General features: G+C 72.0%; 8 protein-coding genes. 6 read left to right on the top strand and 2 right to left on the bottom strand.

What is annotated here, in order from left to right; genetic code table 11:
- Nucleotides 1-36 precede the first annotated feature (36 nt).
- From ABZ484_RS11780 to ABZ484_RS11760, 5 genes are all read left to right on the top strand, one after another.
- On the top strand, nt 37-4617 hold the full coding sequence (locus ABZ484_RS11780; protein ID WP_358865734.1) for an Rne/Rng family ribonuclease: 4581 nt from the start codon (nt 37-39) through the stop codon (nt 4615-4617).
- Nucleotides 4618-4884: 267 nt separating this feature from the next.
- Nucleotides 4885-5205 carry a 50S ribosomal protein L21 gene (rplU, locus tag ABZ484_RS11775; RefSeq protein WP_009188585.1) on the top strand — a complete coding sequence of 107 codons (321 nt, stop codon included), beginning with the start codon at nt 4885-4887 and terminating at the stop codon, nt 5203-5205.
- 14 nt (nt 5206-5219) lie between these two features.
- Nucleotides 5220-5474 carry a 50S ribosomal protein L27 gene (gene rpmA / locus ABZ484_RS11770; RefSeq protein ID WP_030605064.1) on the top strand — a complete coding sequence of 85 codons (255 nt, stop codon included), beginning with the start codon at nt 5220-5222 and terminating at the stop codon, nt 5472-5474.
- 104 nt (nt 5475-5578) lie between these two features.
- Entirely contained in the window at nt 5579-7024 is a 1446-nt protein-coding gene (gene obgE / locus ABZ484_RS11765) for a GTPase ObgE (protein WP_358865733.1), read from the top strand.
- A 265-nt stretch (nt 7025-7289) separates the two neighbouring features.
- Nucleotides 7290-9320, top strand: a complete 2031-nt coding sequence (locus tag ABZ484_RS11760) for a glycosyltransferase family 4 protein (protein ID WP_358865732.1) — start codon at nt 7290-7292, stop codon at nt 9318-9320.
- 147 nt (nt 9321-9467) lie between these two features.
- Here the strand turns inward: ABZ484_RS11760 and ABZ484_RS11755 are convergent, their stop codons facing one another.
- Nucleotides 9468-13031, bottom strand: a complete 3564-nt coding sequence (locus ABZ484_RS11755; RefSeq protein WP_358865731.1) for a CDP-glycerol glycerophosphotransferase family protein — start codon at nt 13029-13031, stop codon at nt 9468-9470.
- A gap of 26 nt (nt 13032-13057) precedes the next feature.
- Nucleotides 13058-15289 (bottom strand): CDP-glycerol glycerophosphotransferase family protein, encoded by a 2232-nt coding sequence (locus ABZ484_RS11750; protein WP_358865730.1) that lies wholly within the window; start codon nt 15287-15289, stop codon nt 13058-13060.
- Nucleotides 15290-15628: 339 nt separating this feature from the next.
- Between ABZ484_RS11750 and galE the strand changes: the two genes are divergently transcribed.
- Nucleotides 15629-16573: UDP-glucose 4-epimerase GalE (gene galE, locus ABZ484_RS11745; protein WP_358865729.1), on the top strand; the 945-nt coding region annotated here is incomplete at its 3' end.

Below are 16573 nucleotides of genomic sequence, written 5' to 3'. Positions count from 1 at the left end.
CGCGGCGCCCGGGAGCCTGACGGGAGATACGCCCGCATGCTCGGACCGAACGAGCCCGCCCAGGGCTCCGAAGAACTGAACACCCCCAGCGACACCCTGCCGCCGCGTCGTCGGCGCCGTGCCGCCTCCCGGCCGGCGGGTCCGCCCGCCGGCACCGCCGCCGCCCCCGAGGCGTCGGCCGAGATCACCACGCCGGCCATACCGCCTGCCGAGACCGCTGAGGCGGTCGTGGCCGAAGAGGCCGCTGAAACCGTCGCGGCCGTCGAGGCCGTCGCTGAGCCCGCGCCCGCGCGTCGCACGCGCCGCCGGGCCTCCGCGCCGTCCGGGGCGCCCAAGGCCGCCGCGGCGGACGCCGCCGCCGAGACCGTCGTGCCGGTGACCGCTGCCGCCGCGACGCCGGAGGCCGAGGCCGCCGAGACGTCCGCCGGAACCGTGGAGACCGGCGAGGCCGCCGCGCCTCGGCGTACCCGCCGCCGCGCCACGCGCAGCGTCTCCGCGCCCACCGGGGCCGAGGTGTCCACCGGGGCCGCCGAGACCGTCGTGCCCGCCGAGACCGCTGTGGTGGCGGAGCCGGCCGCTGTGGAGGCGCCCGCTGCTCAGACGGCCGCCGAGGCGCCCGCGCCCGCCCGTCGTACCCGTCGCCGCGCTGCCGCGCCCGCCGGTGCGCCGCAGGCTGCCGCACCCGCTGAGACGACTGAGGCTGCCGAGGCGGCTGTTCAGGCTGAGCCCGCGGCTGCCGAAGCGCCCGCCGAGGCCGCCGCGCCTGCCCGTCGCACGCGTCGCCGCGCTTCCGCGCCGGCCGGTGCGCCGCAGCCCACCGAGGTCGCCGAGGCCGCCGCACCGGTGGAGACCGCCGCCGAGACGCCCACCGCCGCCGAGACGCCCGCCGCCGAGACGGCCGAGGTCGTCGAGGAGGAGGCGGCTCCGCGCAGGGCGCGCCGTCGTGCCACGCGCCGTGTGTCCGTGCCCGAGGGCGCCGAGACGGCCGAGGCCGTGGCCGAGGCCCCGAAGGCCTCCGCCGCCGAGACCGCCGAGCAAGAGCCCGCCGCTGCCGCGCCTGCCGCTCCGGCCGCCGAAGAGGCGGAGGAAGCCGCGCCGCGGCGTACCCGCCGTCGTGCCACGCGCCGTGTGTCGGCGCCCGCCGGTGCCCCCGAGGGCGAGGTGAGCGAGCCGGCGGAGCCGGCCGCCGCCCCCGCCGCCGCTGCTGAGGCTCCCGAGGTCGCTGGGACCGCGCCCGCCGCGGCGCCGCAGGCCCCCGTCGCCGAGGCCCCCGCCGAGGAGCCCGCGCCGCGGCGCGGACGGCGCCGGTCCGTGCGGCGTGCCGCGACCGGGTTCTCCGAGCCCGCCCAGCAGCCCGCCGCCGTGGAGGCCCCGGCCGCCGAGGCCGAGGCCGAGACACCGCGCCGCCCGGCGCGGCCGGCCGTCGCCGTCTTCCAGCCGCCCGTCTTCACCGAGCCGAAGTTCCAGACCCCGCAGCGGGCCGCCGCCGAAGCGGCCGCCGAGGCCGCCGAGGCGGAGGAGAGCGAGGAGACGGAGGAGTTCCCGGAGGAGCGGGCCGAGCAGGCGGAGCAGGCCGAGCAGGCGGAGCAGGCCGGGACGCGCCGCCGCCGCCGTCGCCGGGGCGCCGGCTACGGCGAGGAGCCCGAGGCCGAGGCCGCCGCCCCCGCCGAGGAGGAGGCCGAGGAGGCGGAGCCCGAGCCGGCCGACGAGGGAGCCGAGGAAGAGGGCGAGGAGACCGGTTCCCGGCGCCGCCGTCGCCGCGGAGGCCGTCGCCGCCGCCGGGGCGAGGCCGCGGAGACCGGGGGCGAGGAGGAGCCGGAGGAGAGCGCCGAGCTCGCCGCCGCCCAGGCCGCGCAGGACGCCGAGGACACCGCCGAGCAGCTCGAGGAGGATCTCGAGGAGCCTGCGGAGGCGGCCGAGGAGGGCGCCGAGGACGAGGAGCCCTCGGGCGCCGCCACCGGCGCCAGCGCCAGCAGCCGTCGGCGTCGCCGCCGCCGTCGCCGGGCCGGTGACACCGGCGTGGACACCGAGCCGTCCGCCGACGACCCCGAGCGCACCGTCGTCAAGGTCCGCGAGCCGCGCAAGAAGGAGAAGGACGAGCACCCCTCCGACGAGGTGCAGTCCATCAAGGGCTCGACCCGGCTGGAGGCCAAGAAGCAGCGCCGCCGCGAGGGCCGCGAGCAGGGCCGCCGCCGCGTGCCGATCATCACCGAGGCCGAGTTCCTGGCCCGGCGCGAGGCCGTCGAGCGCGTGATGGTCGTCCGGCAGAACGGAGACCGTACGCAGATCGGCGTCCTGGAGGACGGCGTGCTCGTCGAGCACTACGTCAACAAGGAGCAGTCGAGCTCGTACGTCGGCAACGTCTACCTCGGCAAGGTGCAGAACGTGCTGCCGTCGATGGAGGCCGCCTTCATCGACATCGGCAAGGGCCGCAACGCCGTCCTGTACGCCGGTGAGGTCAACTTCGAGGCGCTCGGCATGGCCAACGGGCCGCGCCGGATCGAGTCCGCCCTGAAGTCCGGCCAGTCGGTCCTGGTGCAGGTCACCAAGGACCCGATCGGCCACAAGGGCGCCCGCCTGACCAGCCAGGTCTCCCTCCCGGGCCGCTACCTCGTGTACGTCCCCGAGGGCTCGATGACCGGCATCAGCCGCAAGCTGCCCGACACCGAGCGGGCCCGGCTGAAGACCATCCTCAAGAAGATCGTCCCCGAGGACGCGGGTGTCATCGTGCGCACCGCCGCCGAGGGCGCGAGCGAGGACGAGCTGCGCCGGGACGTGGAGCGGCTCCAGGCGCAGTGGGAGGACATCCAGAAGAAGGCCAAGAACGGCTCCAGCGCCCCCTCGCTGCTGTACGGCGAGCCGGACATGACCGTCCGGGTCGTGCGCGACATCTTCAACGAGGACTTCTCCAAGGTCATCGTCAGCGGTGACGAGGCCTGGAACACCGTCCACGGCTATGTCTCGCACGTCGCGCCGGACCTCGCCCCGCGTCTGTCGCGCTGGACCAGCGAGGTCGACGTCTTCGCCACGTACCGGATCGACGAGCAGCTCGCCAAGGCGCTGGACCGCAAGGTCTGGCTGCCCAGCGGCGGTTCGCTGGTGATCGACCGGACCGAGGCGATGGTCGTCATCGACGTCAACACCGGCAAGTTCACCGGCCAGGGCGGCAACCTGGAGGAGACGGTCACCAGGAACAACCTGGAGGCGGCCGAGGAGATCGTGCGCCAGCTGCGGCTGCGCGACCTCGGCGGCATCATCGTGATCGACTTCATCGACATGGTCCTGGAGTCCAACCGCGATCTGGTGCTGCGCCGTCTGCTGGAGTGCCTGGGCCGCGACCGTACGAAGCACCAGGTGGCCGAGGTGACCTCGCTGGGCCTGGTGCAGATGACCCGCAAGCGGGTCGGCCAGGGTCTGCTGGAGTCCTTCTCCGAGACCTGTGTCCACTGCAACGGCCGCGGTGTCATCGTCCACCTGGACCAGGCCGCCGCCGCGGGCGCAGGGGCCGGCAAGCGCCGCAAGCGTGCCCGCGCCGGCGCCGAGCAGCCGCACGAGCACGAGGCCGTGGCCGCCGCCACGGAGGTCGCCGTCCCGACCGCCGAGGAGGAGGCGGAGGCCGAGGCCGAGGTCGCCGCCGAGGTCGCCGAGCCGGTGGCGCTGCCCGCGCCGGAGATCGCCCCGGACGAGGAGCTGTACAGCAGCGTCGCCGAGGCGGAGGCCGCGGCGGGCCGCGGCCGTGGCCGGCGCCGGGCGAGCCGCCGGGCGTCCGCTCCCGCGGGCGCGCCGAAGGCGATGGCCGACGGTGGCCGCTCGGCTGCCCCGGCGCCCACGGCCCAGGACGTCACCGCCGCTCAGGAGGCCGAGCGCCCGGTGCGCCCGGAGTCGGCCGCCGAGGCGAAGGCCGAGCCCGTGGCCGTCGAGGACCCGGTCGTCCGGGCCGCCGCGGAGACCGGGGCGCCCGCCACCGAGGAAGCCGCGCCCAAGGGCCGTACGCGCCGTCGCGCGACCCGCAAGGTGTCGGCGCCTGCCGGTTCCCCCGCGGGTGCCGAGGCGGCCGTGGTGACGGTGCCGGAGGCCGCGCCGGCGGCTCCCGAGGCGCAGCCCGCCGCCCCGGCGGAGGCGGCCCCTGAGGCCGAGGCTCCGGCGGCGCCGGCCCCGCGGGTGGAGCAGGCCGAGGCCGTCGCCGAGCCCGCCGCCCCGGCCCGTCCGCGCCGGCGCGCCGTGCGCAAGGCCACCGCGCCGACCGCGTCCGAGGAGACGGCCGTCGTGGTCGTCCCGTCGGCCCCGGCCCAGGAGGAGGCCGCCGAGGCGCCCGCTGTCGAAGCAGCCGAACCGGCGGCCGAGGTCGCGGAGCCGGCCGAGGAGGCCGCCGCGGCCAAGAAGACGGCCCGCAAGGCCGCCAAGAAGGCCACGGCGAAGAAGGCCGCCACCAAGAAGACGGCGGCCACCAAGACCGCCGCCAAGAAGGCGACGGCGAAGAAGGCCGCCACCAAGAAGACGGCGGCCACGAAGAAGACGGCGGCCACGAAGACCGCCGCGAAGAAGTCGGCGTCGAAGAAGACCGCGGCGGCTCAGCAGTCGCTGCCGTCCGTCTCGGCCTCGACCGACGAGGGCTGATCCGGGCCGACCGGTCACCGGCGCGATGTGGCCCTGCCCCCTGCGGGCAGGGCCACGCCGTCCGGGACGGCCCGGCCGGTTTGACCCCTGCCGGGCAGGCCCCGTAACCTTGACCGTCGGCGTGTCGAGTGGCACGCCACATCCCCGTAAACCTCTTCCTCCCGGACACCCCGGACACGGGCCGTGACCTGGAGAGGCCGTTCGCGCATGTGCGCAGGGCGGCTGGACTGCGGGGGTGCCGTTTCCGAGCGAGAGAGTGAGATCCGCGTGTACGCCATCGTGCGCAGCGGTGGTCGCCAGCACAAGGTTGCTGTCGGCGACATCGTTGAGGTTGACAAGATTTCCACCGCCAAGGTTGGCGACACGGTCGAGCTCTCGACCCTGCTCGTTGTCGACGGCGACGCTGTGACCAGCGACCCGTGGGTGCTGGCCGGCATCAAGGTCCAGGCCGAGGTCGTGGACCACCACAAGGGCCAGAAGATCGACATTCTGCGCTACAAGAACAAGACCGGCTACCGCCGTCGGCAGGGCCACCGCCAGCAGTACACGGCGATCAAGGTCACGTCGATCCCCACGGCTGCGAAGTAAGGGACTGAAGAGACATGGCACACAAGAAGGGCGCATCGTCCACCCGGAACGGTCGCGACTCCAACGCCCAGCGGCTCGGCGTGAAGCGCTTCGGCGGTCAGGTCGTGAGCGCGGGTGAGATCCTGGTCCGCCAGCGGGGCACCCACTTCCACCCCGGTGCGGGCGTCGGCCGTGGCGGCGACGACACGCTGTTCGCGCTCCAGGCCGGTGCGGTGGAGTTCGGTACCCACCGTGGCCGCAAGGTCGTGAACATCGTTCCGGTCGCCTGACCGGAGACCTTCGCGAGGCGGACCTCACTTCCCGGTCGGGAAGGCGGGTCCGCCTTTCGCGTGTTACGTAAGAGACATTCCCGTAATTCTGGAGGCACCCCACCATGACCACCTTCGTGGACCGCGTCGAACTGCATGTCGCCGCGGGTAACGGAGGCCACGGCTGTGCCTCCGTACACCGCGAGAAGTTCAAGCCGCTGGGCGGCCCGGACGGCGGCAACGGCGGCCGCGGCGGCGATGTGATCCTGACCGTCGACCAGTCGGTCACCACGCTGCTCGACTACCACCACTCGCCGCACCGCAAGGCCACCAACGGCAAGCCCGGCGAGGGCGGCAACCGCTCCGGCAAGGACGGTGACGACCTGGTGCTCCAGGTCCCGGACGGCACGGTCGTGCTGGACAAGGCGGGCAACGTGCTCGCCGACCTGGTCGGCCACGGCACCTCCTACGTCGCCGCGCAGGGCGGCCGGGGCGGCCTCGGCAACGCGGCGCTGGCCTCGGCGCGGCGCAAGGCGCCCGGCTTCGCGCTGCTCGGCGAGCCCGGCGACCTCGGGGACATCGTCCTGGAGCTCAAGACCGTCGCCGACGTGGCGCTGGTCGGCTACCCCAGCGCCGGCAAGTCCTCGCTGATCTCCGTGCTGAGCGCGGCCAAGCCGAAGATCGCCGACTATCCGTTCACGACGCTCGTCCCGAACCTGGGCGTGGTGACGGCCGGCTCGACCGTCTACACCATCGCCGACGTGCCCGGCCTGATCCCGGGTGCCAGCCGGGGCAAGGGGCTGGGCCTGGAGTTCCTGCGGCACGTGGAGCGGTGCAGTGTCCTCGTGCACGTGCTCGACACGGCGACCCTGGAGTCCGACCGGGACCCGGTCTCCGACCTCGACGTCATCGAGGAGGAGCTCAGGCAGTACGGCGGCCTGGACAACCGTCCGCGCATCGTCGTCCTGAACAAGATCGACGTACCCGACGGCAAGGACCTCGCCGAGATGGTCCGGCCCGACCTCGAGGCCCGCGGCTACCGCGTCTTCGAGGTGTCCGCGGTCGCGCACACCGGGCTGAAGGAGCTGTCGTACGCGCTCGCCGACCTGGTCGCGAAGGCGCGTGCCGCCCGGCCGAAGGAGGAGGCGACGCGGATCGTCATCCGCCCGAAGGCCGTCGACGACGCCGGCTTCACCGTCACCCGCGAGGAGGTCGGCGGCGAGCCGCTGTTCCGGGTGCGTGGCGAGAAGCCCGAACGCTGGGTGCGCCAGACCGACTTCAACAACGACGAGGCCGTCGGCTACCTCGCCGACCGGCTGAACCGCCTCGGTGTCGAGGAGGAGCTGATGAAGGCGGGCGCCCGGGCCGGTGACGGCGTCGCCATCGGCCCCGAGGACAACGCGGTCGTCTTCGACTGGGAGCCCTCGGTGACGGCGGGCGCGGAGATGCTCGGCCGGCGCGGCGAGGACCACCGCTTCGAGGGCGTACGCCCGGCCGCGCAGCGCCGCCGCGATCGCCAGGCCGAACACGACGAGTCCGAGCGGGAGTACGACGACTTCGAGCCGTTCTAGGGCGGCTCGGCCGCCCGGTTCGGCCGGTTGCTGAGTTCCGGCCGGTTGTCCGGTAGGTCCGGTGCGGCTGTCCGGGTCAGCGGCCGGTGGGTCCGGTGCGGCTGTCCGGGTCCGCGGCTCGGTTCGTGCCGAGCCGCGGCACGCGCTGTACGTGGCCCGATTGTGACCATCCGGTGAACAACTTTTCGTTCCGCTGCCATGTCTAACGGGCCGGATCACCGCCAAGGACGGCTCGGCGCGCGGCGCCTGGATGGGGAAACACACAGTGAAGATCGCATTCCTGGTTCGCGACCTGTGCCACATGGGGGGCGTGGTGAGCGCGACGCAGAACCTCGCGGGAGCACTCGCCGAGAAGCACCAGGTGGAGATCGTCGCCTTGCGCAAGGTGCGTGACGAGTCGTACTTCCCCCTCGACCCCCGCGTGTCCGTGCGGGTGCTGAGCGATCTGCGCCCGCACTCGCCGGTCAGCGATCTCGACGACCCGCTGGTGGAGAAGTTCCCGCTCGTCTACCACCCGAACGCCGGCGCGAAGAAGCCGGTGGTCAGCCGCCTCGCCGAGCTGCGCCTGCTGGAGTACCTGGCCACCACCGACGCCGACGTCGTGGTCAGCTCCAGCCCCCGCAACACCATCATGCTGGCGCACGCCCAGGGCTCCTATCTCAAGGTCGCCCAGGAGCACTCGATGCCGTCCATCTACGCGCACGACATCAAGCCCCGGCTGTTCAAGGCCTACCTGTCGCTGGACGCGCTGACGGCGCTCACGCCGGAGGAGGTCGTGAGCATCGGACGGCAGGTGCCCGCGGTCAGGGACCGGCTGGCGGCCATGCCCAACTGCGTGCCCGCCGCGCCGGTCCGCTCCCGCGGCACCAACAAGGTCGTCATCTCCGCCGGCCACCTCAGCGACAACAAGAACCACGTCCTCCTCGTCGAGGCCTTCGCCAAGATCCACTCCCAGGCGCCGGACTGGACGCTGCGCATCTACGGCGACGGCGCCGAGAAGGGGAAGCTGAAGGCGCGCATCAACGAGCTCGGGCTGTCCAACAGCATCCTGCTGATGGGCCAGGTCGCCCCGGTCAGCCCCGAGTTCGGCAAGGCGTCGATCTTCGTCCTGCCCTCCAAGCGGGAGGCGTTCGGCAACGTCCTCGTGGAGGCGATGGCCGCCGGCCTGCCCGTCGTCAGCACCGACGCCGACCACGGCCCGCGCAACATCCTCACCGACGGCGAGGACGGCCTGATCGTCCCCCGCGGCGACGTCGACGCCATGGCACAGGCGATCCTGCGCCTGATCCGGGACGACGAGCTGCGGGCGAAGATGTCCGACAACGGTGTGCGCAACGCCGAGCGGTTCCATGAGACCGCCAGCCGCGAACGCTTCGAGGCGATACTGGAGCGGGCCTTCGCCCGCAAGGCACTGCCGCAGCACGCCACCGCCCGGGTCGACACCAGCGGCAGCGTGCACATCGGCGTCGGACCGCTGCCCGAGCAGGCCCGGGGCGCCGAGCTGGCGCTGCGCCGCGGCGGCAAGAACGCCGAGGAGCGCCGTTTCCCGCTGTCCGCGGACGGCGAGGCCCTCGTCCCGTGGGACGCCGCTCTGACGCACGGCACCTGGGAGACGTTCCTCGTCACCCCGTCCGGCGCCGAGGTGCCGCTGACCACCGACGGCTACGGCTGCGACACCCGTGACCTGCTCGCCGTGGAGCTGCCCCGGGCGGGCGCCCACCCGCTGGCGCTGCTGCTGCCGCACCGGCACGACGACGGCAGGCTGCGGGTGCGCAGCTCCCTGCGCGAGGCGCACGCCGAGGTCGGCCCCGTCCAGGTGGACAAGGAGGCCATCCGGATCAGCGCTCAGGTGTGGGGAGCCGCGCTGGGCGCGGGCGCGGCGGTGGAGGCCGTGCACCGGCGGGACAAGGAGCGCGTGCTGACCTTCCCGGCGCAGGCGGACGGCGACGGCACGGTCCGGGTGTCCATCGACTGCAAGGCCCTGGTGGACCAGCACACCGACGAGGAGGACAAGGAGGTCATCTGGGACCTCTGGCTCCGTCCGGCGGGCGGGGCGCCCCGGGTGGCCCTGGCCAAGCTGGCCACCGACGTGCTGAAGACGACCGATGTGTTCACCTTCCCGCGGCCCGTGATCACCGAGCCCGCGGCCGCGACGCCGTCCGTGGTCAGCCGTGCCGTGCGCAAGGCCCGGCGCACCCTGGGCGCCACGCCCCAGGCGCCCCGGCGGAAGAAGACGGAACTGCGGCCCTACTTCACGGTGCTGCACCAGTTCGCGGTGAAGACCGTACGGATGTGAGCCGCCGCCGCCCGGACCCGCGGCGGCGCCCCGGCGGCGACGAAGGGGCGGGACCGCGGCAGCGGCAAGGGGCGGGATCACGGCATCGACAAGGGGCGGGGCCCGGAGGATTTTCCTCCGGGCCCCGCCCCTTCGCCGTCGGCTCGCTCAGATCTCCTTGGCCTGCTCCAGCATCCGGTCCACGACCCGCGCGGAGGCGTGGCCGTCGTCCAGGTCGCAGAAGAGGTGGTGGAAGCGGTCGAAGCGGTCCTTGTACTCCACGGACACCTTGTCGATGTCCCGGATCGCGTCGACCAGCTCCTTGGAGGTGAACAGGAGCGGCCCGGGGGAGTCCTGCTCGAAGTCGAAGTAGAAGCCGCGCAGGGTGTCCCGGTAGTGCTCCAGGTCGTAGGTGAAGAACAGCATGGGCCGCTTCAGGTGGGCGTAGTCGAACATGACCGAGGAGTAGTCCGTGATCATGATGTCGGCCGCGACGTAGAGGTCCGCGATGTCCGGGTACTCCGACGCGTCCCACACGAAGCCGTTGCCCGCGCCGGGCACCGCGTCCACCACGTTGGAGTGGCGGCGGATGAGCAGGACGTGGTCGTCGCCCAGGCGCCGCTGCGCGTCCTCCAGGTCGATCCTGAGGTCGAACAGGTACTGGCCCTGGCTGTGCGACTGGTCGTCCCGCCAGGTCGGCGCGTACAGCACGATCTTCTTGCCCTCGGGCAGGCCGAGCCGCCTCTTGACCCGCTCGGCGATGGCGTCCTTGTCCGGCGAGTACAGGTAGTCGTTGCGGGGGTAGCCCGCCTCCAGGATCTCACCGTCGTAGGAGAAGGCCCGCTTGAGGATCGGCGTGCTGAAGCGGTTGGAGGAGACCACCATGCTCCACTGCTTGGACTCGAGCGCCAGCTTCTCCTGGTAGCGGCGGTCGAAGTGCAGGGTGTCGATGTCGTGGCCGATCTTCTTCAGCATCGTGCCGTGCCAGGTCTGCACGATGACCTGGCCAGGCCGCCGCTCGATCCAGTCCGGCAGGTGGCCGTTGGTGACGATGTAGCGGCTGGAGGCCAGCGCCTCGTACCACTCGTGACCCCACATCCGTACCCGCTCCACGCCCTCGGGCAGGAGGACCTGCCCGTCGCGCACGGCCCACAGGTGCTTCAGGTCCGAGCCCCGGCTCTTCAGCTCCTCGTACATCGCGCGCGGGCTGTCGGAGAACTGCTTGCCGTTGTAGCTGAGATAGAAGACCTGGTCCTTCAGCGGCTGCCGGCGCAGCGGCTGGTACAGCTCGTTGCGCAGCTGCTTCTGGCGGAACGGGCCGCGCTCCAGGTCGTCCAGCTCCGAGCGGCAGTTCAGCTGCGGGAAGTCCGCCCAGCGGTTCTCCAGCCAGTAGCGGCGCTCGTTCAGCTCCGCGCGCAGCGGGAACTGCGCGGCCGCGAGCCGGTCGGTGACGAAGGCGACGTCGGGCGCCTGGCCGCCGGCGGGACGCAGGAAGAGGTTCCAGCGGCCCGCGCGCAGCGGGACGTCGTTGTTGCCGCCGAGCCGGGAGGGGTCGAAGGCGACCTCGAAGCGGCCGTCCTCGAACCATCGTGCCTCGACGAAGCGCTCCTCGAACCGGGAGCGGGGCTTGAGCATGAACGTGGCCCCGGTCAGGCGAGGGTCGGTGCGTCCGGTGATGACGATGCTGCCGTCCCGCAGGTCCACCCGGTCGATCGTGGCGCGGCGGGTGCGGCCGGCGAACTTCATGTAGCCGTTGTGGCCGGCGACCACGGCCAGCTCGCACAGTTCGGCCTGCGTGCCCATCGACGCGGGCAGGTTGAAGCGCGCGTCCGCCAGACCTTCCTGAAGCACCGTGCTGAACTGCCGCTCGGCGCCCTGCGGGTCCCGGGCCACCAGGACGGTGGACCAGGTACGGCTTTCCGGCTGGGCCTTGGCATCGACGCCCTCGTGGAACACCAGGGCCACGTCCGCCACCGGGACCTCGACCGAGAAACGGCGCGTGCCGCCCTCCTCGGTCACGGTCACCGGGTACTCGTGCACCTCGGCGCCCTTCTGGTTCTTCACCCGCAGCACCACCTGCTCGCCCGCGGCGAGCGGCACCCGGATCTCACCGGTGACCTTCAGCCGGTCGCCCTCCAGCGTCCGCCCGGTGACCAGCGCCCGGACCTTCTCCACCCGCAGCTTGAGCGCGCCGCGCTCCACGGACGGCAGCAGCCTGAAGTCGGGGCTCAGCCAGTGGTAGGGCGGGAAGTTGCAGGCGGCGCCGCCGCTGGACATCACGGCCGCGCGGCGCACCAGGCCGGAGGCGTACAGGCCGAGCCCGACGTGCCACAGGCCCTCCTGCCACTCGCCGCCCTTGCGCAGCTTCGCCGGGTCGACGGTGACCTCCCAGCCCGCCCAGTCGTAGTTGTAGCGGTCCTGGCCGGAGTCGGTGGTGCACTCGGGGCGCTCCAGGTTCCGGGCGGGCAGCACGATACGGCGGCGGGACTTGTCCTTGCGTATCTGCAGGACCTTCACCGAGGAGCGCCTGGACGGCAGGTCGATCTTGTCGATCCAGGCGTTGCCGGACAGCACCAGCTTGCCCTGGGACCAGGTGATCTCCTTCAGCGGGGCGCGCATCGTCAGGTCCTTGTCGATGCGCAGCGCCTTGCGGGGGAAGTCCAGGTCGGCGTCGGCCAGCGACGGGAAGGACGCGTACTTGCGGACCAGGCCGCTGACCTCGATGGCCTCCTTGCGGCGCTGCCCGGCGAGCAGGGTGATCAGCTCGTCGAGCTGGTGCTTGCGCACCAGCAGCCACTGCACGCGCAGCTGGGCGGGCAGCGCCATGACGACCTTGGGGTCGATGTGGTCCAGGAAGCGGTTGGCCGAGCGCAGGAACTCCGCGCGGTACTCCTCGTCGCCGTCGGGCACCACGTTGAGGAACAGGCGCAGGTCGTCCTTGAGGACCCGGGTGTCGTACTCCTCCTTGAGCCGGGCGAACATCTCGCCGCTCTGCCGGCCCAGGAATTCGCTGATCTCCAGCACGGAGGTGACGCGGTCGCGCACACCGGCCGGGTCGGTGCGGCGCTGCGTGATGGAGGGGGCGGACTCGCCCTCGCGCAGCCGCCAGTAGTAGCAGGGCTCGGAGATGACGTCGACGGCCTCGGCGAGGTAGTGCGCCCGCATCGTGACGGGCGTGTCCTCGTACAGACGGCCCTCGGGGAAGGCGAAGCCGTGCTTCTCCCAGAACGTGCGGCGGAACACCTTGTTGCAGGCGATCCGGTCGGCGACGAGCTTGGCGTAGCGGGAGATGTGCGTGCGCTGGCGGGCCTCGCCGGCGAGCATCCGCATCAGCGGAACCTGCCAGGACTTCTCGCCCTTGAGGTGCCACACGTTGCCGGTGGCGAAGTCCGAGCCGGTCTCGTCCAGGCTGCCCACCATGAGGCGGTAGGCGTCCGGCGGGATCAGGTCGTCGCTGTCGACGAACGTGACGAACTCCGCTTCCGGGGACATATGGGCGATACCGGTGTTGCGGGCGGCCCCCAGGCCCCCGTTCTCCTTGCGTATCAGCCGGAACCGGGGGTCGCGCTGCGCGTAGCTCTCGGCTATGGCGGCCGAGCCGTCCGGTGAACCGTCGTCCACCATCAGGACCTCGAAGTCCTGGAACGTCTGGGCGGCCAGCGAGTCGAGACAGGCCGGCAGATAGCGCTCGACGTCGTACATGGGGACGATGACACTGAGCCGAGGGGCCATGGCTTCGTGGGTCTCCTTCTCGGGGGTCAGGCCCGCTCGACCAGTTCGAGCGCCTGGGCGGGGGTCGGTGCGTGGGGACGCTCGGCGAACGGAACGAAGGGCAGCGGGGTCTTCTCACCGAGGAAGACGCGGCGCACCACGCGTTCGGCCGCGCGTCCGTCGTCGAACTCGCAGAAGCGGCGCCGGAAGGCGGCACGGAGTTCGGCCGCGCGGTCACCGTCGTACTCGTCCGACCCGAGCAGCCGGATCAGCTCGGCCTGGGAGGTGGCCACCGCGCCCGGCGACTCCTCCAGCAGGTTGAAGTACGTGCCGCGGACGGCGGAGTAGATGTCCCAGTCCGGGGCGAAGACGATGATCGGACGGTCCAGGACGGCGTAGTCGAACATCGCGGAGGAGTAGTCCGTGATCAGCGCGTCCGCGGCGAGGTACAGCTCCTCCACCCGGGCGTGCCCCGACACGTCGACGATCCGGCCGCTGCGCCGCAGCTCGGCCACGTGCGGCGAGCTGCCGTAGAAGTAGTGGCCGCGCACCATCAGGGTGACGTCGGGGCCCAGTTCCTCGGCGAGGCGGGCGAGATCCAGGCTGGGGGTGAAGCCGGGCTGGTACTCGCGGTGGGTCGGCATGTACAGGAACGCCTTGGCGCCGTCGGAGAGGTCGAGCGCCTTGCGGGCCCGGCGCACGTCGTCGGACGTGGCGGTCACGAGGATGTCGTTGCGCGGGTAGCCGGTCTCCAGGGACTCGTAGGAGCAGGGGTAGACCCGCTCCCAGACCGCGGTGGAGAACCGGTTGGAGCTGATGCTGAAGTCCCAGCGGTCGCAGCGCTCCAGGAGCTTGTCGAAGTCCATGTCCGTGGAGGCGGGGTACTTGCGCTGGTCCAGGCCCATGGTCTTCAGCGGCGTCCCGTGGTGGGTCTGCAGGTGCACCTGGCCCTCGCGCTTGACCACGGCGTCGGCGAAGTTCACGTTGTTGACGAGGTACTTCGCGCGGGCGAGGGCCGCCCAGTAGTCCTTGGAGCCGACCCGGACGACCTCCACGCCCTTGGGCGCGCGGTCCGCGGCCTCCGGCCTGAGGGCCCACACACGGCGGATGTGCGGGGCGCGGCGGGCCAGTTCGGCGTCGATGGCCGCCGGGTTGCAGGAGACACTGCGGCTCCAGTACGCGGAGAACAGCGCGAGGTTCTCGTCCAGCGGCAGCCTCAGCTGGGACTGGTAGAAGACGCCCATCGCGCTGCGCTTGGACCGGTTGAGGGCCATCCGGGTGCGGGTGCGGACCGCTTGGCGGAGCCTGACCGCGGCCGTGGCACCGGCCATCGCGGTGTACGCGTCCCGCTCCAGCATCCCGAACTTGTGGCCGCGGCCGCCGCCCGGCCGCTGGAAGCCCTCGGGCAGGCGGGCCCGGTAGTCGGCGGCGGCCCGGTGGAAGAACTCCGCCCGCGCGTCCTGCGGCAGGCGGCCGGGGCGCTCCAGGACGGTCAGGTAGTGGTCGACCATCTTGCGGAACAGCGGCCCGCGCCAGGAGTCGAGGCCGGGGTGGGCGTCGACGTACTCGAAGACGCGGCGGTACTGGTCGAAGACGTCGAAGTGCTTGCGGCTGACGGTCTTGAGGATGTTGCCGCCCTCACGGCGCTGCCGGTACAGCACGCAGACCCGGTCGAGCACGGCGATGCGCTCGGCGCTGATGAGGGAGCAGAAGGTCCAGGGGGCGTCCTCGTAGTACCCCGGCGGGAACGTGAGGCCGTGGCGGGTGACGAAGTCCCGGCGGTAGGCCTTGTTCCAGACGATCTGCAGGAGGTCGAGCAGCTGCGGCCGCTCGGCGAGGGAGAACACGTCCGGACCGTCGTGTTTGAGCAGGTCGGCCAGCTGGTTGGGGCGGACCCGCCCGTCCCAGTAGGTGCGGGCGTAGTCGTAGACCAGTATTTCGGGATCCCCGGTGGCGTCCAGACGCTCGGATATCGCCCCGAGCGCGCCGTCGGCCAGTGTGTCGTCACTGTCGAGGAACAGAACGTAATCGCCTTGCGTCTTTTCCATCCCGGCGTTGCGGGCGCGTCCCAGTCCCACGTTTTCCGTGAGGTGAATCACATGAACGCGGGCGTCGCGCTGCGCGTACTGATCAAGAATGGCGCCCGAGCCATCCGGCGAGCAGTCGTCGACGGCGATGACCTCGAAGTCCGTGTAGTCCTGCCCGAGGACCGAGTCCAGGCACTCGGCGAGGTAGCCCTGAACCTTGTACACGGGGACGACGAGAGAGAGTCTGGGCATCCTTACAACCTGTTCCGAGACCGATCACGCGAGTGTGGATGGGTTGGTGCGCTTCGCTCGCCGATGGATCCGAAGTGCGCCGGCCGCATCAGCGTAAAGGATTCACCTGTAGTTAGTGTGAGCGCCGGTTGCGAGAAGGTCAGGAGGCCGTTCGGCCTCTTAAAGAACCCGCGCAGAAGCGGCAATTGAGCCTTTCCCGCCGACTGGAGAACTTCCTCACAGTTGCCCGCGTCCGACTTGTTCGCGTTTGCGGTCGTATGCCGGACTCGATTTTCCGCAGACCATGAACCAGGGTGCTTCCAGTGACACGAGCGTGACACGGACCGAGGAGGCACGAGGATGAGCTGGTTGGTCACGGGCGGCGCCGGATACATCGGCGCGCATGTGGTGCGCGCCATGACCGAGGGCGGCGAACGCGTGGTCGTGTACGACGACCTGTCGACCGGCAGCGCCGACCGGGTGCCCGAGGGTGTGCCCCTCGTCGTGGGCAGCGTGCTGGACGGCTCCCTCCTCGAGCGCGCCATCCGCGACCACGGTGTGGTGGGCGTCGTGCACATCGCGGCCAAGAAGCAGGTGGGGGAGTCGGTCGAACGGCCGCTCCACTACTACCGGGAGAACGTCACCGGCCTGCGGACCCTCCTGGAGGCGATGACCGCCACCGGGGTCGACCGGCTCGTCTTCTCCTCCTCCGCCGCCGTCTACGGCATGCCGGACGTGGACCTCGTCACCGAGGACACCCCCTGCGTCCCCATGAGCCCCTACGGCGAGACCAAGCTGATCGGCGAGTGGCTGATCGCCGCGGCCGCCCGGGCCCACGGACTGAAGGCCGCCGCCCTGCGCTACTTCAACGTCGCCGGAGCCGCCACACCCGAACTGTCCGACTCGGGCGTCTTCAACCTGGTCCCCATGGTGTTCGAACGGCTCGAGGCGGGCCGGCCGCCCCGTGTCTTCGGCGACGACTACGCCACGCCCGACGGCACCTGCGTGCGTGACTACATCCACGTCCAGGACATCGCCTCCGCGCACCTGGCGGCGGCACGGCGCCTGACCGATGCGCCGGAGGGCACCTCGCTCGTCCTCAACATCGGCCGCGGCGAGGGAAGTTCGGTGCGGCAGATGGTGGACCGCATCCTGAAGGTCACCGGCAACGAGGACGTCACGCCCGAGGTGACCGCCCGCCGGCCCGGCGACCCGGCCCGGGTCGTCGCCTCCGCCGACCGCATTCGCGCGGAACTCGGCTGGACGGCCCGCCACGGCCTGGACGAGATGATCGAGTCCGCCTGG

The sequence above is a fragment of the Streptomyces sp. NPDC006393 genome, from assembly GCF_040628575.1.
Lineage (GTDB): Bacteria > Actinomycetota > Actinomycetes > Streptomycetales > Streptomycetaceae > Streptomyces.
This window is presented reverse-complemented; position numbering and strand designations above follow the sequence as displayed.